Source organism: Ralstonia mannitolilytica, assembly GCF_905397375.1.
Lineage (GTDB): Bacteria > Pseudomonadota > Gammaproteobacteria > Burkholderiales > Burkholderiaceae > Ralstonia > Ralstonia mannitolilytica.
The window spans coordinates 17934-34688 of record NZ_CAJPVG010000011.1 but is presented as its reverse complement, the minus strand read 5'-3'; the positions used below and the strand labels follow the sequence as shown (position 1 = coordinate 34688).

General features: G+C 65.1%; 21 protein-coding genes. 1 reads left to right on the top strand and 20 read right to left on the bottom strand.

What is annotated here, in order from left to right; translation table 11 throughout:
• Window positions 1-16 precede the first annotated feature (16 nt).
• Entirely contained in the window at window positions 17-223 is a 207-nt protein-coding gene (mads1, locus tag KHN96_RS18365; protein WP_115044155.1) for a methylation-associated defense system helix-turn-helix domain-containing protein MAD1, read from the bottom strand.
• A gap of 150 nt (window positions 224-373) precedes the next feature.
• On the opposite strand from mads1, the gene KHN96_RS18360 reads away from it, so the two are divergent.
• Window positions 374-724: a helix-turn-helix domain-containing protein gene (locus tag KHN96_RS18360; protein ID WP_115044157.1), complete on the top strand. Its 351-nt coding sequence runs from the start codon at window positions 374-376 to the stop codon at window positions 722-724.
• A 6-nt stretch (window positions 725-730) separates the two neighbouring features.
• Here the strand turns inward: KHN96_RS18360 and KHN96_RS18355 are convergent, their stop codons facing one another.
• The 19 genes from KHN96_RS18355 to KHN96_RS18265 form a co-directional block, all read right to left on the bottom strand.
• On the bottom strand, window positions 731-1189 hold the full coding sequence (locus KHN96_RS18355; RefSeq protein WP_115044159.1) for a lysozyme: 459 nt from the start codon (window positions 1187-1189) through the stop codon (window positions 731-733).
• A complete protein-coding gene (locus KHN96_RS18350) occupies window positions 1186-1662 on the bottom strand; it encodes a hypothetical protein (protein WP_115044161.1) in 477 nt (158 codons plus the stop codon). Before KHN96_RS18350 ends, KHN96_RS18355 begins: the two co-directional genes overlap by 4 nt.
• Entirely contained in the window at window positions 1659-1958 is a 300-nt protein-coding gene (locus tag KHN96_RS18345) for a DUF6127 family protein (RefSeq protein ID WP_115044163.1), read from the bottom strand. Before KHN96_RS18345 ends, KHN96_RS18350 begins: the two co-directional genes overlap by 4 nt.
• Window positions 1959-2020: 62 nt before the next feature.
• Complete coding sequence (locus KHN96_RS18340) at window positions 2021-2374, bottom strand: DUF2793 domain-containing protein (RefSeq protein ID WP_115044166.1); 354 nt, start codon at window positions 2372-2374, stop codon at window positions 2021-2023.
• 1 nt (window position 2375) lies between these two features.
• The gene (locus tag KHN96_RS18335; RefSeq protein WP_115044167.1) at window positions 2376-4598 is read right to left on the bottom strand and encodes a phage tail protein; all 2223 of its coding nucleotides are present in this window, start codon (window positions 4596-4598) and stop codon (window positions 2376-2378) included.
• A complete protein-coding gene (locus tag KHN96_RS18330) occupies window positions 4595-4807 on the bottom strand; it encodes a hypothetical protein (RefSeq protein ID WP_115044169.1) in 213 nt (70 codons plus the stop codon). The genes KHN96_RS18335 and KHN96_RS18330 overlap by 4 nt, the downstream gene beginning before the upstream one ends.
• Entirely contained in the window at window positions 4804-5034 is a 231-nt protein-coding gene (locus KHN96_RS18325; RefSeq protein ID WP_105855892.1) for a hypothetical protein, read from the bottom strand. Before KHN96_RS18325 ends, KHN96_RS18330 begins: the two co-directional genes overlap by 4 nt.
• Window positions 5035-5043: 9 nt before the next feature.
• Window positions 5044-5847: a phage BR0599 family protein gene (locus KHN96_RS18320; RefSeq protein WP_115044171.1), complete on the bottom strand. Its 804-nt coding sequence runs from the start codon at window positions 5845-5847 to the stop codon at window positions 5044-5046.
• Window positions 5844-7526, bottom strand: coding sequence for a hypothetical protein (locus tag KHN96_RS18315; protein WP_115044173.1), 1683 nt, complete (start codon window positions 7524-7526; stop codon window positions 5844-5846). Before KHN96_RS18315 ends, KHN96_RS18320 begins: the two co-directional genes overlap by 4 nt.
• The gene (locus KHN96_RS18310; RefSeq protein WP_115044176.1) at window positions 7527-8669 is read right to left on the bottom strand and encodes a hypothetical protein; all 1143 of its coding nucleotides are present in this window, start codon (window positions 8667-8669) and stop codon (window positions 7527-7529) included.
• A gap of 7 nt (window positions 8670-8676) precedes the next feature.
• Complete coding sequence (locus KHN96_RS18305) at window positions 8677-9648, bottom strand: hypothetical protein (RefSeq protein ID WP_115044179.1); 972 nt, start codon at window positions 9646-9648, stop codon at window positions 8677-8679.
• Between the two features lie 2 nt (window positions 9649-9650).
• Window positions 9651-12851 (bottom strand): tape measure protein, encoded by a 3201-nt coding sequence (locus KHN96_RS18300; protein ID WP_115044181.1) that lies wholly within the window; start codon window positions 12849-12851, stop codon window positions 9651-9653.
• A gap of 3 nt (window positions 12852-12854) precedes the next feature.
• Window positions 12855-13502 (bottom strand): DUF6441 family protein, encoded by a 648-nt coding sequence (locus KHN96_RS18295; RefSeq protein ID WP_115044183.1) that lies wholly within the window; start codon window positions 13500-13502, stop codon window positions 12855-12857.
• Between the two features lie 189 nt (window positions 13503-13691).
• Window positions 13692-14081: a DUF6631 family protein gene (locus KHN96_RS18290; RefSeq protein WP_115044185.1), complete on the bottom strand. Its 390-nt coding sequence runs from the start codon at window positions 14079-14081 to the stop codon at window positions 13692-13694.
• A gap of 9 nt (window positions 14082-14090) precedes the next feature.
• Entirely contained in the window at window positions 14091-14843 is a 753-nt protein-coding gene (locus KHN96_RS18285; protein ID WP_115044187.1) for a phage tail tube protein, read from the bottom strand.
• 2 nt (window positions 14844-14845) lie between these two features.
• The gene (locus tag KHN96_RS18280) at window positions 14846-15025 is read right to left on the bottom strand and encodes a DUF7210 family protein (RefSeq protein WP_087782350.1); all 180 of its coding nucleotides are present in this window, start codon (window positions 15023-15025) and stop codon (window positions 14846-14848) included.
• A 6-nt stretch (window positions 15026-15031) separates the two neighbouring features.
• Window positions 15032-15457: a hypothetical protein gene (locus tag KHN96_RS18275; RefSeq protein ID WP_115044189.1), complete on the bottom strand. Its 426-nt coding sequence runs from the start codon at window positions 15455-15457 to the stop codon at window positions 15032-15034.
• An 11-nt stretch (window positions 15458-15468) separates the two neighbouring features.
• Window positions 15469-15753, bottom strand: a complete 285-nt coding sequence (locus KHN96_RS18270; RefSeq protein ID WP_181817652.1) for a head-tail joining protein — start codon at window positions 15751-15753, stop codon at window positions 15469-15471.
• Window positions 15753-16754, bottom strand: coding sequence for a major capsid protein (locus KHN96_RS18265; protein ID WP_115044191.1), 1002 nt, complete (start codon window positions 16752-16754; stop codon window positions 15753-15755). Before KHN96_RS18265 ends, KHN96_RS18270 begins: the two co-directional genes overlap by 1 nt.
• Between the last annotated feature and the right edge of the window lies 1 nt (window position 16755).

Sequence of the window (16755 nt, the reverse complement as noted above, 5' to 3'; positions counted from 1 at the left end):
CGATTTGCTGTTTGGTTCATTTTTTCTGTCCTTCTCCGAAGTCCTGGGTTGAATGCTTCTGTAGCTCTATCCAGGCATCCAGGTCCTTTCGAGAGAACCGCCATTGCCCCCTGACTTTGAATGCCGGGAGCTCTCCGCTCTGAGCCATGGAGTAGATGGTCTTTTCGCCAACTTTCAACAGGGCTGCCACATCTTTGATCGTTAGCACCTCTTCGCCTTGCACTTGGTATCTCCTATGACGGTGCCTGGAACTGTCTGTTGACTGCAGCACACAAGGATTGACAAGAAAAGGCATATCGTACTACTAGATGCCGCATTCTACCAATTGCGTTCTGTGTTGCGCAACACAAAACACTGAGGTAAAATTTGAGCCATGAATAGCTTTGGCGAAACCATTCGCGACCTTAGGGTCGCCCAGGATCTTGGCTTGCGGGAAACTGCGGGCAAGGTGGGTATTTCGCCTGCCTACCTGAGTCGGATCGAGCGCGGAAAGGAGCGTCCCCCACGCCCTGAGGTCATAAAGGCTCTGGCGAGGGTCCTTGCTGCTGATCCGGACGTCCTTTTTCGGTTGTCATCTTCGACAGACCCTGAGGTGGTCGACTTTCTGCATGACCAACCGGAGGCGATGGCCTTGCTTCGCCATCTCAAAGATGCTGCCTTCACGGATGCGGAAATGGAGCAGCTCCTAAAGCTTGCCGAAGGAATCAAGAAGCCTGCGAAGTGAAGCACGTCAACGGCTAAGCAGCACAGCTTCTGCCTCGCGCCGTGTCACCAGTCCCCGCAGCACTTTCCCGCCGCCATAGACCCACCGGCGCAGTTCCAGTCCGGCGCTTGGCCAGTCCCGTTGATTGATCCGTCGGCGTAGCGTCGACGCTTGCAGTCGCCCCGCGCCGAGGTTGAAGGTGAAGTCGACGATGGCGGCTAGTCGCCCCTCGGGCTCGGTGGCCAGCACCGGGCAGTAGCGCAGCGTGGCATTGAGCGCGATCTCCAGGTCGCGCGCCAGATAGACCTCGGCTTCAGCCTCCGTGATAGGCGGATGCTTGGGGTCACAAAGATGGCCGTAGCCAATCGTCCAGTAGCCCGCTGGGCAGATGTACGGGTGCGCGCGGCCGGGATCGGCCTTCGGCACGCGGTGAAAGCCCTCGAAGCGCTTGGCCAGGTCGATGGCCGCTTGCGGTACATGGGTCACGGCCGCACCCGATCAAACACGCGCCCGAGGAACCAGAAGTTCAGCACTCCGGCCCACAGAGCCTGATCGGCCTCCGTCCAAGCGTGCAGGATGGCCACTCCCCAGCCCGCGCCAGCGGCGACTGCTGCCGCGAACGCCGCCGTCTTGGCCGCGCAGTACAGCGCCATGAACCAGTAGGTGATCACCGGTCGCACGCTGACCGACAACGCATCGGCCCAGCGCACACCGGTCTTCTCGCCTTGGTTGCGGACAGCCTCGCGCAGCGTCTCGATGGCACCGACGTTCCATGCTGCGTCCGCACTCGCGCCGATCTCGGCCATCCGCTGCGCGCCGCGCAGCCTCTCGAACTCCAGTGCCTTGTCCTGCATCGCCAGTTCGTGGCCGCGCTCGCCCTTGCGGTCGAGCCACTTGAGGATTTCGGGTGCGAGACGGAAGGCCCCACCGAGGAGGCCGCCGAGTAGGGTCTCGATCATTGGCCGCCTCCCAAGAACTTCAATTTGATGGCGGCGCCGACCAGCAGCGCGGCCAGGAGCCCCGTGGTCAGCACTTTCACGAAGGTCTGCCACGCCGTGTGACGGGCGTCTCGCCAGGCTTCGAGCAGGTCGCGCAGTTCCCGGATGTCGCGCGCGGCGTGGCCGTTTTCCAGGCCGAGGTGGGACAGGACACGCTCGGCACCGCGTTCGGCGGCGTGGGCGAGCAACTCGTCGAAGTCCTCTTTGCGCAGCAAGAGCATGTTCTCAACGAGCGCGGGCTTTTCGGAATCAGTCATGGGTAGTCTCCAAAAACGCGAAACCCGCCTCGTGGGCGGGTTTCAGGGGGTGCCGATAGTGATCAGATGGCGAGCCCTGGGCTCCAGCCGGTGGCCCTGTAGGCCGAGAGCACGCCCTCGTCCTCGATGAAGCAGGTCCAACCGATCTTCGGGGCGTAGAACGACCACGCTCCTTCGACGCGTGCGGCAATCTGCCCGGCCTTTCCGGCCCACGCGCCGGTGGGGCTGGGTGCCACAATGTAGCGGTCGCCGTTCGCTGGCGTGGTCGGCGGCGCTGCCAAAGTGCGCGACTTCACCGACAACTGCAGCACGGCATCGAGCAGTTTCAAGTTCGCGTCCATCCCGGCGTTCCATCCTGACTCGCGGGCGGTCCATCCATAATTCACGCCCAGGTTCGGGCCGATCAGTGCAGCCATTTCATTCTCCGTAGGTAGCGCCGTAGAACATGCCGTAGCCACGGCACTCGGGGATGTCGATCTGCTGGGCCTGCCAGCTGGTGTAGCCGTCGCGCACCGCCTCGACCTTGATGGTCAGTTTCTCGTTCGGCCGATTCAGGCCGCTCTCGGAAATCTCGGTGGCCATCGGATAGGTCCAGCTCGTGCCGGTCAGCCCCGTTTCGGTGTGCTTGAGCGTCCCTGCCTCGCCATAGACCCGCACGGTGTAGGTCGTCCCGGGCTCCGGCCCGATATTCGCCTCGCCTTGCGTCACCAGATAGGCGGTCTGGAGCAACCGGCTGCGGTGCGCCCAGCTGACCGTCGCCTCACCGGTGATGTAGCTCGCGCTGTAGTCGAGGTTGTTGACCCGGAATTTCCCCGGCGGATAGGGCCGGATCTGCCGCTTGGCGAACAAGTAGCTGATCGCCGGCGCAGACGCCTCGGCGAGAACACCCATCCCGGTGGCAGGCAGCACCTTGGTCTGCACCGTCTCTCCACTCAGGTACTGGCTCGTGTTGTAGAACTGTCCACCCTCGACGAAGTACAGCCGGGCGCCGGCCGAGTGCCTGGCGGGAACGGTGTCCAGTACGCCCCGATCCACCGTCACGGTGCCGGCGGCGACATTCACTGCCTTCACCGCGACCAGCTCGCCATCGAGCAGCGCGTACGTGTCCAGCGTGATCAGGTCCAGATCGACGCCGTAGAGCACGTTCAGCACCGTCTCGATCTGCCCGATATCGTTCGCGAGCACACAGGACGGGATGAAGTCACCGACGCCGATCTTCTCGAAGGTCGCCGATCCCTGTCGGGTCAGCACCGCGTAGTTGATCGCCGCACCCGAGGGACGCACGACGGAGACAGTCAGGAACCCGCCGTTCGGATCGATCTCGGCCTGGGCGGCGGCCGACTCGCCGGTCATCTCATGAACAATCGTCCAGTACGGTAGTTCGCTCACCGACACGAAGTTCGCCGCGATGGGCGCTTGCCGGGGATCGATCCAGCCGCTCTCAGCGGGTGCGAGATAGACGGCATCGGGCAGGCCGAACACGTCCTCGACGCAGGTGATCCGCACTCGGCCGTCGGCCAGCGTCCCGTAGCTGATCTGCGCGACCCGAAGGATCAACTGCTCGATCCGCAGTTCGGGCCAGGAGAATCTGAACACGTCGCCGATGTTGAGGCTGGCGGCCGTGCGGTTGGCCACGAGCGTGATCTTCGCCAGGGTGGAGGACAGTTGCCGCAGATCCCGCATCGCCAGCCGGGCGGCGAGCGATCCGTTGGCCACGCCTTCGTAGCTCACCTTGGCATCCTTGATTTCGCCCAAGGACCGCTCGATGCCGGCGATGTCTTGCACCGAAATCGACACGCTCTTGTCGGTCGTGCAGTCGTGGTACGAGAGCGTGACCTGATTGACCAGTTCCTCGGGCAGCGTCCGCTCGAAGGACTCCAGCCGGATCACGTTGGTCTGGTTCAGTTCCAGCAACGTCGCCGGATCGTAGTCATCGCGGGTCAGCTTCAGCGTGAACAGCCCGGTGCGCGGGCTCACGTAGATCGAACCGTCGATGTGCTGCAGGATGCGTTCGATGAAGGCCTCGATGTCCTGCTGCTGATCCCACAGGATCGAGAGGCCGAAGCTCTCGGCGTAGAGCGTGTCGGCGGCGGCGCGAAATGACGCGTCGTCGATCTCGGCCGAGCTATAACCCCGGCCCCAGGTGCGGTCGGTCAGGCACTCATAGATGATGTGCGCCGGGTTCATGTCGCCGTTGATGGCAGCCTTGTCCGAGTACCACTGGGGCGAACCGTCAGATCGCCGGATGATACGTGTGACCTCGGCGCTCCACGGCTTGATGTAGGGGTTCATTGCCGACAACTGCGGCTGACGCAGCACCAGCGACACCACGCCCCGGAATGCCGGCACGTTGACGCCCAGCTTGGATGCCAGATAGTCGTTCTGACCGTCCGAGGCATTGCCCATCACCAGATCCACGGCACCGACGATCCCGCCTTCGCGCTCGTCTCCACCGAACAGGTTGGGTTGATTGATGGCGATCCGGCCACTGGAAGTCAGCGCCCCCTCCCAAGCGGTACGCTCACCGACCACGATCTTGTTCAGCGAATCGACCGGGCCGTGGCACAGCGCCAGATGCATGCCCGCGTAGTAGCGGTAGCCGACCGTGACGCTCTTGCTGCCTTTACCGCCGCCGCTCATTCGTTGGCTCCTTGGATTGCCTGTATACCGCTTTGCTCCACGTACTCCGCCAATCGGATCGCCATCGCATCGCCCGTGGCCCGCAGCCAATCGGTGGTCACGCCCTGCTGGCGAAACACGTCGAAGGTCACTCCGTCACGTGGAAACCAGCGGCGCAGCCCAGCATTGCAATAGCCGAGCGCCTTGGCATCGAGATGGGTCACGATCATTTCTTGCCGCCTCCCTTGGTCTTGATCGGCGTCGTGCGCACGTCGCCGAACCAGACGCAGTTCGGCTGCTTGATCGTGCGGGTCCCGAACAGCACCGGGATCGGGCTGTCGGTCGCGGCGAGCGGGGCATCGACATCGCCGGGTTGCGGCGTGGTGGTCTTGGGTTTCGGGGCGAGCAGCGACGACAGAACCGTCGTGATCACCCACACGATCAGGTATTGCCACATGGATGCACCTCAGACGATGGCGTCCCCGGTGAAGGGGTTCTTCTTCGGGATGTACGGGAAACCGCCATAGTTCAAGTGGTTGCCGAACTTGTCGGCGCAGGTCGCGAGAGTGTGGTCGCAACCCGGATAGGCCTCGAACGCGTCGCCGGCTTTCAGTCCTGGGATCGGCGCCGAGAGGGTCACCGCACCGCCGGAGCTGGCGACGATCATCCGTTGCGCCCCGGCGGCCACGATGCGTCCTCCGACGAACCAGCTGATCGGCTTCGGCAGGAAAACGGAGGCGGTCACTTCCAGTCCCGTCACGCTCTCGACCACGCCTGCCGTCTTGTAGTCGGCCGCATTGACCTTGCAGCCACCGTGATATAGCGGGTGGCGGCAGTTGATCTGGTAGTTCGCCCTGCGTCCCGAGCGCTTGAGCGTCGTGAAGATTGGCTCGCAACGCATCTGCACCGTCACGCCACTGAAAACCACCGACACGACACGGCCTTTCCACCAGGTGATGAACTCAGCGCCCGGGTCGGTCAGGTGCTGGCGGAAAATGGTGAGCGACAGCACCCCATCGGGCGGCGTCACGATGAAGGACTGCACGACGCCGATGTCGAGTGCCGCTTCCAGATTCAGCATTGCGCGGCCGAACTCCTGCGTCTGCTCGATCTCCGAGCGCCGTATCGGCGCCGGGATGTATTTCTCGGCGTTGTAGGTCAGAGCGCTCTGTGCCGACGTGTAGCGCCAGACGGTGGTCCCCAGCGCGAAGCGATACAGCTCGACCGGCTGGCCGGCATGGAGGCTGTTTTCTTGGTTCTGATAGGTCATCCGTTGATGCTCCGAAGCGGCAAGGACACCCGCGCCACGCGATCCGTCTCGAAGAAGATCTCGACGGCATCGCTCTCCAGCCGGGCCAATTCCAGGAAGCAGACGATCCGGAAATCAGACGGCGCGCAGGCCGCACCGAGAGCGGCGTCGATCCGCATCCGTTCCACCACACCGTCCACGAACTCGAACCCGGTGATGCGGCGCAGGAACCAGGTGCCGTCGTTGTGCAGGAACGCCACGTCCTGCCGGCCGGGCATGGCTTGGTAATAAGTGACGAAGCCTCGGGCCTGGACCAGTATTGCCGTTGCATCCAGGGCAAAGGGCTGCGCCACTTCGATGCCCCGCTCCCAGGTCGGTACCCAGAACGGAACCTGTCGGCCGGCACGGGCGGCGAGCCAGCCCCGCAGCGCGGTCAGATCTGCGCGATCCGGCATCAGGAACTGGTAGCGGCGCACGATGAAGGGCCGGTTGGGGATGTCGATCACCGCAGGCGTGCCGGTTTCGTGGTCTAACAGGTCGATGAGGCGCTGATAGTCGACGCTGACGTCCTCGACCCGATTCGGATGCCGCAGCAGCGTGTCGTAACCTCGGTACCGGATGGGCGAGTTCGTCGCCGTCACCGTCGAGGCCAGATCCTCCAGATCGAACCGCAGTTTGGCTTGGGAGATCGCCGCCGTCGGCCGGGTGACCGTCTGCTGGGCAGGCAGACGCCCCAAGCGGGCGGGCGCGATCCAGGAGCCCGCGGGCCAGTTCCCGAGCGCCGGGCGTTTGAGCGTAATCGTGTCGGCGGTCAGGGACAGGACTTCCAGTGCCTCAGTCGCACCGGAGGTCGACCCGACGATGGCCAAGCCGCCGGCGTGGTAATCCAGATCCGTCGTCTTCACGGCCAGGACGGTATCGCCGGGATAGATCGCGCTTGCGAGCCGGGTCTTGTCCGTCCACACCGGCACCGCATAGACCCGGGACTGCCAGACATTCATCAAGAGATCGAGCTGGCCGCCATTGCCGTACTCCAGCACGTCAAACTCGAACGAGCGCCGGGGATCGGCCCGCAGGCGCACCCGCTGCTCGCCGCCATCGCGCATCGTCAGCACGTCGGTCAGCCATTCCAGCCGCTCGGTGAAGCCGCCTTGCCAGTCGTGCAGCTGCCCCATGACCAGCACCCGCCCGTAGCTGATCGCCAGGTCTCGGGTGCCGCCTTCGGAGAAATGGATCGTCAGCAGCGTATCGACGAAGCTCGGCCCGTCAAGCGTGGCGGTGACGTCGTAGAAGATGTCCTCCAGCCCACGCAGCCTCGTGGGCGGAAAGAAACCCAGGGACAGGCCCTCGGTGTCGCCATCCAGCTGGAAGATCGTCACCGGGTCGGGATAAGCGTTCCAGATCTCGACGGTCTTGGTACTGGGGATCACCAGGTTGCCGAACTCGATCCGGGAAGGCTGTAGGTAGATCCGGTAGTAGTAGTCGTCCGAGAAGGCGCCGCAATGCGCGCCCGCCCGAGTGATCAGGGCCTCGGGCGACGGCTGGCCGCTGGTGATGACGCCCACGGCAACGACGATGGCCGCGACGACCGTGGTCGGCGCGTAATACGCGGGACGGCCGTTGTCCCACAGCAGGTTCATCCCGGCGGCCGCTGCGCCGCCCAGGATGGCCGATGAGAAGGCGCCGGCGAAGTCGGGCATTTACACCACCTTGCGGTAAGCCAGGCCGTAGTCGTAGCTGATCGGTTCAGCCCCGAGCGTGTAGGCCTTGTTCCACAGCGGGAAGATCTTCCACACGTCGGTGCCGAGGGTCAGTTCGTCGCCCGGGTTGAAGTTCGCGATGTTCAGAAAGCGCACGTCGGGGAATTCGCCGAGCAGCGTCCAGGTGCCGACGTAGGGGGTACGATTCACGCCGACGTGACAGGGCAGCATCGGCGCCAGACCGTTGTAGCCTTGCGGAGAGCAGTGGTAGGCCAGATCGTGCGCCAGGGTGTAGAAGGAAATCTGGGGTCCACCCGAGATATAGCCCGCACGGTTATTGACCGAGTTGGAGTACGTCGAGCAGCCGTAGGCATCCAGATTGGCTGTATCCCAGGCCCCGGTCGACAATAGGCGCCAGCCAACCGCCCACCCGTCGATATCGGCCCGAACGTAGCTGCCTGGGTAACCGTTGGAGGCGAGCGACGCTCTCGAAGGGCCTTGGCCGTTCGATCCGAACGGGACCGAGTGATTCGAGGTGTTGAAGGCGTAGGGTGTCGTCGTGAATGACTCGATGGGGCATCCTGCGGTCAGATACTGGCCCCCGGCAAAGGCGCCGTATTTGTTGACGAAGCCGAACGACAGGTGGCGGAATCGGCCCGGCGTTTCCTCGATCACCAGGTGCACGAAGTCGCCGTTGGAGAACAGGTGGTAGGCATAGAGCGAGGTAGCCATGGGACCGACCATCACGAACTTGCGGTTGTTGGTCTGAAGGTTGGCAGCCGTGCCAGCAGCGAAGCCGTCGCACACCCAGGCCTCCAGGCAGGCGTAGGTGCCATTGACGCCGTTCTTGTAGAGCTTCTTGTTGACCGCGAATAGCTGGTAGGACACGCCGTTCTTGGTCAGCACGACCCTGTTCGCGACGAGGCTCGTTTCCGACTGGTTCTTGTACGCATCGGAGCCGCTGACCGAGGAAATCATCGACGTCGTGCCGGCGTGAGTGGCGCCACCATTCGATCCATAGGTCGGAAAGGTCAGCGTAAAGGTGTCGGTGGCGTTGGCCGTCCAGCCGTTGGCGACCGCGAAATTCTTGATGGCAGTCAGCAGCGTATTGATGTCGGCCGACGCACCGGTGATGTAAGCCATGGTCACCTCAAGCGAGTTGGATGGCGGCGAAGCGCGCCGCGTTGGTGGAAGTCGCCGCCTGCACGACCAGATGGGATTTGCCGCCCACGGTCACGGTGTCGCCGGCAGCCACTCCGAAGCCCGGCACGGCAAACACGCCTTGCAGCTCGCCCCATATCGAGAACGGACGAGTCGTCGCGCAGTCATAGAGGATCGCCGGCAGCAGTGGGCTCGCGCCGTTCGGCAACTGCGTCAGATAGGCGACGTCGTAGCGCCCGACGCTGTTTTTCCTGGTCTCCAACGACATCGCCCATGGCCAGGTGCGGCCGGTGTAGGTCGTATCGAACCGGTTCGTGCCGACCCAGCCGCCGCTCGGCTGCAGGAGCGCCGCGCTGTAGCTGCCGTATTCACCGTCGTTGCGCCAGAAGGCGCTGTTGGCGATGTCGAGATCAGCACTCTGGTAGTTGTCGCCGCGCGACGTGTTGGCCCCGATGAATAGCGGGTACGGGTATTGGGCCGGTGTTCCGTAGGGCAGGATGAAGCCCGCGTAGAGCGCGCCCCAATACGCCGAGGACTTCGCCACCGCGATGAAGCGCCGGCCGTTGGCGACAAACCAGTAGCTGATCGCGCTGTTGAAGACCGGCATCCTCGGCACGATGCCCAGCGAACCGGCGCCCGAGAGCAGGCTGCCCGGTTGGCCCTCGGGTGTGTTGATCGAAACGATGCTTTGCCAGGACTGTGACCCGAGCACCCGGATCGAATACGCGGGTGCCGCAGCGTCGGCGAACAGGCAAACCTGCACGTAGATCGCATCGCCCGCCGAGGAACCTGGGCCCCGCAGTTCGGCCAGATCCCGCTTCGCGTCAAGCGTGAAGGTGTCACGGCGTAACAGCGTCCAGGCTTCGCCCCCGGCGATCAGGGTCGCGTCGGAGGTCAGAAACGTGATCAGCTTGTTGAACAGATCGGCGGCATTGGTTGCGGTGCCAGAAGTCCAGGCCATTCTTAGCGTCCCAGGATGTTGCGAACAGAGGCGGCATTGCGCTGGATGAGGTTCATCACCACGCGCTCGCCTGCGCTGCTGTTGAGGTAGTCGGCCGCCATCGCTGGATCGATCACATTCACGATGCGGATGTTTTGGCCCGGGGCTGGCTGCGTGGGGGCTTCCGGCACGAGGCCGTCAGCGGCAAAGGCCAAGCGCCCACCGGAAAACCGTGGCCCGGCAGACAGTCCGTTGATGGCGTTCAGGAAGGACACTCCGAGCCGGCTCACCGCTCGGGCGTTGACCACGTACTCGCCGTGGGACAGGCGCGCTGGAATGGAGTCGCTGGTCGAGGTACCGGGGCCGGTGACGTAGCCACCCGTGGCGAAGCCGCTGCTGAAGAACGATGCAATCAACCCGCCCAGTCCACTCGCGCCGCCCGCGCTACCGCCGCCCATCAGGCTGCCGAACAAGGCCTCGGCCAGTTTCTGCGAGGCGATGCGATTGATCGTCTGCAGCACGGATCGACCGAAATCCGCGAATGCGTCCTTCGCCGACTTGGCGCCGCTGCCAATGTCCTGGAACAGTTGGGCGAAACCATCCTGGACCGCGCCGTCGATGGCGACGGCCACGTCGTCGACGACTAACTTCACCTGCGCGATCTCGTTCTTCCAGGCCTGGACCCGGGCGACGGCATCCGGCCCGATGGCAGCGGCGGCGGCCTCCAGCTGCGGCAGCAGCGCGTCGAGCGATTGGCCGGTCTGCCGGTGCAGCGCGAGGATCTGCTGGCGGGCTTGGGATTCCGTGAGGAGCCCGGACTGACGCTGCAGATTGATCGACTCCTCAGACGCGCGCATCCGCGCGAGCGTGTCGTTGAACTGGCGCTCGTACTCGGCGAGGTCGGCGGCCGCCGCTTTGACGTCGATCAGCCGACCGACGGTGGCCGCCCCTTCGGTGTCGCCCTCGGCACGGAGCCGCTCGATCAGGGTCTGGTACTGCCGCTCGATGGCTGCGCGCCGGTCCTGGCTGGTCGCCGCACCCGTGAGATCAAGCAGTTCGTCGCGCACCTTGGCGAGCTCCTCGCGCAACTCGCGCTCGGCCTGGACGGCTTTGCGGGCATTGGCGACCTCGACGTCCGCGCGCTTGCGGTTGAGGACGGTCAATTCGCTCTCGAGCTTTGCGACTTCTCCTTTCGCCTTGAGGCGTGCGGGCTCGTCCTTGCCCGTCTTTTCCAGGCGCTGCTGCTGCGAGAGCGACACCTGCACGCGCCGGAGTTCCGCATCGATCTCCTGCTGCTCGATCCGGGTCTTGGCCGCGTAGTAGTCTTTCAGCGAAATCAGCCGGTCTTCGAGCGCCGCGTCCAGTTCGCGCGCCTGGCGATCCAGCGCATCCTTGAGGATCTTGAATTTGGCCTCGGCCTGCGCCTGCACGAGTTCGAGCTTGGCCGCTTCGACCCCCTTGTCGGGTGTCGGCTTGGCAGGTGGTTGTGGACGGCCGAATACGCCGGGCTTGGTTTGCTCGGAGCGGATGCGGCCGGCGATGGCCTGTGCGACCTCCCCGACGTAGTCGCGCGTAACGGCATCGCGCACGGTCCTCGCCAGTTCCTGCCCGAAATCTCGCACCTCGCCGAGCTGGCGGCCGAGCGCGGCGCGCAGCGCCTGCATCGAGAAGTCCCCGCTGAAGGCCGCTGCCACATCTTGGCCCAAAGCCTTCGCCAGTTCCCCGATGTCGGAGAAGGCATGGCGAAAGCGCTCGACCAGAAAGCCCGCCGTGATGCCGACGACGCTGCCGACTGCGTTGAAGGCGCCGATGACGACATTGACCATCGTTCGAATGGCAGATCCGATGGCTCGGAGCGCATCGACCATCACCTCGCGCACGCGCGCCCAGCTCAGATTGTTGGTGCCGACCAGCCGCCCCAGGGCGCTGACGACGTCGCCGACCTTCTCGATCACCAGGTCCCAGGTGGCGGTGATGATCTGCTTGATCGACGCGGTCTTGCCGCCGAACTCGACCAGGGCGTTCCGCGCCGAATAGAGCGCTCCTGCCAATAGCGCCACCGTTGTCACGATCACGCCGATGGGGCCGCCCAGGAGTGCCAGCGCCCCTCGCAACAGACCCGCCGCGCGACCGAGCAGCGACGTGGAGGCCACGGCCTGCGTCACGGCACCGGTGGCGGCGGTGGCTTGCAGCCGAGCCTTGGCCGCATCGGCGACCAGTGCGCTGGTGGCGAGGCCTTGCGCCCGCGCCTGGGCCAGGGCGGCGTCGGCCACACGCACCCGCGCCAGCGCCTCGGCTTCGAGCGTGCGCAGGTTGGCGAGCCGCGCCGCCGCTTCCGCGCGGGCGGCCGCAACGCTGGATGCAAACGCACCCGCCATCCGGCCGAAGGCGGCGACCAGAACGACTCCGGCCAGATCGATCAGCAGTTCCAGATGCTGGGCGACGAGTTGGATCGCCTGCGCCAGACCTGCCGTCAGGCCGGACCTCGTGTCGCGCTCGCCGAAGGCGCGCAGAAAGGCGTTCTTGAGACGGGTGAGCGCGCCCGACACCGTATCGGGCAGGCTGCCGTACTCCTCGGCGAGCCGGCCACGCTGCTTGAGCAAGGCGTCGAGCACGGCCTTGGACGTGATCTTTCCTTCCTGCGCCAGGGCCCGCAGCGAGCCGAGCGGCACGCCCATCCCGTCGGCGATGGCCTGCGCCAGACGCGGCGTCTGCTCGATGACCGAGTTGAATTCCTCGCCGCGCAGTTGTCCCGAGGCGAAGGCCTGGCCCAACTGCAACAGCGCCCCGGCCGCGGCCTCGCTGGAGGCGCCGGAGAGCGATACGGCCTGCCCGATGGCATCGGTCGCCGCCAGCACGTCCGCCTGCGAACGCCCCAGCGCCTGCACCGAGGGCGCAAGCCGTGCGTAGAGCGTGACGGTTTCGGCGAGCGGCGCGCGGTTGCGCTGCGCGATCTCGAACAACGCCGCGTCGGCGCGGTTGAACTCCTCCTGGGAGGTGACCGCGAGCCGCAGGCGCGCCTGCAGGTTCTTGTACTGGTCGGCGACCTCGACCAGTTCGCGCACACCCAGTCCCACACCGATGGCACCGCCGATGCGGGACAGGACTTCTCCCACCTGGCCTGCTTCGCTGCGCAGGCGCGAGAGGCTGCCCTGGACGGACTGGAAGGCGCGTCGCGTCTCATCGACGGCGGTGATGAGGATCTGCGCGCGATTATTCGCCATTGCTCAAACCTTCGACATTGCCTTGCGGATAGCCGCCGTCAGGCGGGGAAGATCGACCCGCACCGAACGGGTAAGGTCGAAACGTTTCTTGAGGGTCACGCGCCGCACCAGCACGGCGACAGGAATCTCCTGGCCGCGCTTGATGCGCTTGGCGCCGGTGCGCTCCCGCTCGGCACGACGGAAACGAGCAAGCGGCTGGGCGTTCTCGCCGATGTTCTCGGCCAATAGGATCTGCTGGCCGCTCTTTTCGACGAACCAGGCATTGCCGGATCGCATCAGCGCATCGATCACCCGGGCAAAGGCCTTGCGTCCGATACGCCGGTGCTGCGGCAGCAGCGGGATCAGCATTCGTCCCCGGATCGTTCCTCCCTGTTCTTGCAGGCCCAGCCAGGGCACCTTCGAGCCGATGTAGAGGGCCGGAAATTCCGTGGCTTTACGGTCGAACACCTTGGCGTGCATCGACCGGAGGAACTTGGGTTTCACGGCATTGAAGCTGGATCGCATTTCGCCCCGCACCCGCTCGGCCATCTCTTTGCCGGAATCCCGCATCGCGCGGGCAACTGCGGAATGGATCGTTTTGTGGGTATCGGTTTGCCAGGCGTTGAAGCGACGACGATCCAGCAAGCCCTCAGCGACCAGATCGATCTTCATCACGCATGCCCTGATGGAGTTCGGCCTGGAGCTGACGGATGCCTTCGCGGTTACCCTGGGTGGCGGTGGTCATGACCGCGAGCTGGGTGGAGAGCCGTTCGTGCTCGAGACGGCTGTCGGCGGCCAAAAACGCGTTCAGCTGGCCCAGCGTGTAGCCGAGGATGTCCGGGTAGCGGTGGCCACTGCGGATCAGGCGGGCGATGGCGTCGCTCCAGCCAACCGTCCGCTCAGAGACTGCGCGAGCGTGCTGACCTTCGGCGCGACCCGGTGCACGAAAAAATCGGCATTCACCTCGAACACCGTGGCGGCCAGCGTGATCGCGTCGTCGAGCGCCAAGGCGTCCACCCTGTCGCGCGGCTGGCGACTGGCCAGTGCCAATGCGGTGAGCAAGGCATCGCCGTGATCGCAGAGCAAGGCCAGCCAGTCGGGCTCGCCGGCAAGTTGCTCTGCGAAAGGCCGCACCGCCTTGAGCATCGCCGGCAGTTCGCCGACGACCAGCGGGCTGATCGTCAGGCGCTGCCCGGCCAGTTCCAGCACTTGAGCCTGCGGCACGAGCACATCGAGATCGGAGGATGTCATGGCGGCTCCTTACAGCAGGACGATGCGGCCGAACTGGCCCAGGTCGCCCGTGGCGGACTTCTGCGTATCGGCCAGCACCTGTCCGGAGAGTTCGAACTTCAGCAACTCCTCGGTGATGATCGACAGCTCCTTGGCCGGGTTGATGGCCACGCGGTACAGATCGATCACCACCTCGCGGTTGCTGTCGGCGGTGTTCAAGCCCTCGAAACGCACCCAGCGCTCGGGCAGCGGCTGGGTGAACAGCGCCGTCGATTGGGCCGCGCCGTAGGCGTAGTCGACCTTGAACGGCTCCACAAAGGGCCCGCCCGTGGTCTTGTCGGTGATCGACAGCGAGCCGTGCTTGGCGTTGAGGCTGTACTGCACGGCCGGCAGCGTCTTGGGGGTGGCCGAGGAGTCCTTGACCACCACCGACGAGACGTTCTGCTTGGCCAGCAGGTAGAGACTTCCTGCGATGACTGGGTTGGGCAACGCCTCGCTGGTAACCGTGCCGCTGGTCTGCTCGACAGTCGTGCCGTAGAGCGCGAGCGACAGGTTCACCGCGATCAGTTCCTCCAGCGTGCAGGCGAATTCGCCCTTCTTGGTCTTGATCAGTTGCAGATCGGTCAGGCGCTGGCCGCTGGTCGATTCCTGATGTTCCAGCGTTTCCACCGACAGCGAGACCTTGAGTTCGGGCACGTTGCCGACGAAATTCAGCCCTTGCGGGTTGCCGGCAGCGTCGCGGGCGCCGATGTAGACACGGCCTTGTCCAGAGAAATACGGCATGGTCAGTCTCCCTTGCGTGCGGTGGATTGCGGTTTGACGCCCGGCTCATCGGGCGCCTCGGTAGGTTTGGCGACGCCGCGTTCGATCAGCCAGCGTGCGGTGGCCTCGTCGACATCGAGGCGCGTGCCGGGGACGCACTGCACGCCGGCATGGGTGTGGGGTTTGATGAGTTCAACGGTCATGGCAAGTCATCCTTTCTGGGTCAGGTCCATGGCATGGGTGCGGTAGCGGATCTCGTAGCGGGCCGGCAGCGCGACGGCGCCAGCGTCGGCATCCTCGGCATCCCACTCGGCATCGACCTCGTGCAGCAGGAGCGCGAGGCCGCCGAGGGTCGCGTCAGGCATCAGCGCCGAGTGGGCGGCTACCATCGTCCGGTCGGCCTGGTCGAACGCGTAATCGCCGCGCGCCACCACGGTGAGGCGCAGCGTCAGCACCCGGTCGACGAGGTGGTTGGCGTAGCCGGTGATGCGGTCGCTCTCGGCGAAGAGCAGCAGCGCGGGGCTCGCGTCGCGGGTGACCGGCACGGCCGGTTGTCGCAGCACCGGAACGGGTGCGACAGCGGCCGACAGACGGGCCACGACCTCCCGCAAGATGCGCTCACGGATGGAGTTCATAGGCAGAGTCCTCAAATGCGGGTGAGATCGGCACGCCGCTCGCTGCCATCACCGATGGCCCGCACGTCGCGCACGCGGTAGCTCGTGCCACCGATGCTCACGACCTGGCCCACGGCCAGATCGGGCAGAGCCGAGGCGAGGAAGCGCATCGTGTAGTCGGTGGAGAGCGCGAGGCCATCGAGCACGGCCTCGTCCGGGGCAAGGAAGTCCACCATGACGATCTGCCCGCCGACCTCTGCATCCACCAGCAGCCCCGCGTTCGCGGCCGCCGCGTACAGCTCCTCGACGCGCACCATTAGACGGTCAGCTTCACCAGCACGCCCGGGCGGTGGCACATGGGCAGCGGGTTCGACTGGGTGTGCAGGTCCGTGCCCCGGTCGAACTTGCGCGGCTCCTGCTTGGCGTACAGCGGCTGGCCGACCGTGTTGACGGTCTCGTTGAAATCCGCCGGGGCGAAGTAGGTGCCGAAGGTGTCGATGGTGCCCAGCGGGAAGGCGTGCGCCTCGCCAGCGGCGATGAAGCGGCGCGCGTTGCCGCTGGCGTCGGTGGCCTGGCCCCGGTACTCCTCGAAGGTGATGCCGCCGTAGGTGAAGCCGCGCCGCACGTCGTTGATGAGGATGGCGCCGTTCTGCCAGTTCTCGAAGGCCTTCTCGACCTTGGCGTGGCCGGTGAGCGCGGCGAAGAACTCCGGCGAGCACAGACAATGGACGCCGTTCATGAACTCGCCCTTGAGGTTCTCCTCGATGGTCGCCAGCACGGTGCCGCACTTGGCCTTGACGTTGGTGCCCGCCGTGCCCAGCTCGAAAGCCACCGTCTGCTGTGCGATCTCGAAGGCGTCGAACAGGTCGTAGAGCACCGAGCCGTCCGCATCGAGGATCACGCCCTTGAGCGCGCCGACACGCAGGTGCTCCAGCGTGATCGCATGCTTGTTGCGCATCGTCTCCAAATGGCGTGCGACCACGCCCGCGACCGTCTCGGTTTCCGTTTCCGAACCGAAGGCGCGGATGCCTTGCACTTCCTCGGGCAGCACCACGTCGTCGTGCGGGATGTGCGGCACGACGAAGGAGCGCAGCTTGCGCTTGCCACGCACGCCGACCGTGCCGGGCGAACCCGGCGGCAGCGTGGGCAGCAGGTTGAGCACGCCGTTCATTTCCTCGACGACGATCTGGCGCTGACGCACCGGCTTGGGCGGCATCAGGTTCAGTTCTTCCAGACGCCCGTAGCGGTTGGGCAGGAGGTTGATGGCAGCGGTCAGCGCTGCCATCGAGAACGCGGGATTGCTGAAGGGGTTGTTCATG

Coding starts and splice junctions, on each gene's coding strand:
- KHN96_RS18360 (WP_115044157.1), top strand. CDS start 374: ATGAATAGCTTTGGCGAAACCATTCGCGACCTTAGGGTCGCCCAGGAT.
- KHN96_RS18350 (WP_115044161.1), bottom strand. CDS start 1,662: ATGATCGAGACCCTACTCGGCGGCCTCCTCGGTGGGGCCTTCCGTCTC.
- KHN96_RS18345 (WP_115044163.1), bottom strand. CDS start 1,958: ATGACTGATTCCGAAAAGCCCGCGCTCGTTGAGAACATGCTCTTGCTG.
- KHN96_RS18340 (WP_115044166.1), bottom strand. CDS start 2,374: ATGGCTGCACTGATCGGCCCGAACCTGGGCGTGAATTATGGATGGACC.
- KHN96_RS18335 (WP_115044167.1), bottom strand. CDS start 4,598: ATGAGCGGCGGCGGTAAAGGCAGCAAGAGCGTCACGGTCGGCTACCGC.
- KHN96_RS18330 (WP_115044169.1), bottom strand. CDS start 4,807: ATGATCGTGACCCATCTCGATGCCAAGGCGCTCGGCTATTGCAATGCT.
- KHN96_RS18325 (WP_105855892.1), bottom strand. CDS start 5,034: ATGTGGCAATACCTGATCGTGTGGGTGATCACGACGGTTCTGTCGTCG.
- KHN96_RS18320 (WP_115044171.1), bottom strand. CDS start 5,847: ATGACCTATCAGAACCAAGAAAACAGCCTCCATGCCGGCCAGCCGGTC.
- KHN96_RS18315 (WP_115044173.1), bottom strand. CDS start 7,526: ATGCCCGACTTCGCCGGCGCCTTCTCATCGGCCATCCTGGGCGGCGCA.
- KHN96_RS18310 (WP_115044176.1), bottom strand. CDS start 8,669: ATGGCTTACATCACCGGTGCGTCGGCCGACATCAATACGCTGCTGACT.
- KHN96_RS18305 (WP_115044179.1), bottom strand. CDS start 9,648: ATGGCCTGGACTTCTGGCACCGCAACCAATGCCGCCGATCTGTTCAAC.
- KHN96_RS18300 (WP_115044181.1), bottom strand. CDS start 12,851: ATGGCGAATAATCGCGCGCAGATCCTCATCACCGCCGTCGATGAGACG.
- KHN96_RS18295 (WP_115044183.1), bottom strand. CDS start 13,502: ATGAAGATCGATCTGGTCGCTGAGGGCTTGCTGGATCGTCGTCGCTTC.
- KHN96_RS18290 (WP_115044185.1), bottom strand. CDS start 14,081: ATGACATCCTCCGATCTCGATGTGCTCGTGCCGCAGGCTCAAGTGCTG.
- KHN96_RS18285 (WP_115044187.1), bottom strand. CDS start 14,843: ATGCCGTATTTCTCTGGACAAGGCCGTGTCTACATCGGCGCCCGCGAC.
- KHN96_RS18280 (WP_087782350.1), bottom strand. CDS start 15,025: ATGACCGTTGAACTCATCAAACCCCACACCCATGCCGGCGTGCAGTGC.
- KHN96_RS18275 (WP_115044189.1), bottom strand. CDS start 15,457: ATGAACTCCATCCGTGAGCGCATCTTGCGGGAGGTCGTGGCCCGTCTG.
- KHN96_RS18270 (WP_181817652.1), bottom strand. CDS start 15,753: ATGGTGCGCGTCGAGGAGCTGTACGCGGCGGCCGCGAACGCGGGGCTG.
- KHN96_RS18265 (WP_115044191.1), bottom strand. CDS start 16,754: ATGAACAACCCCTTCAGCAATCCCGCGTTCTCGATGGCAGCGCTGACC.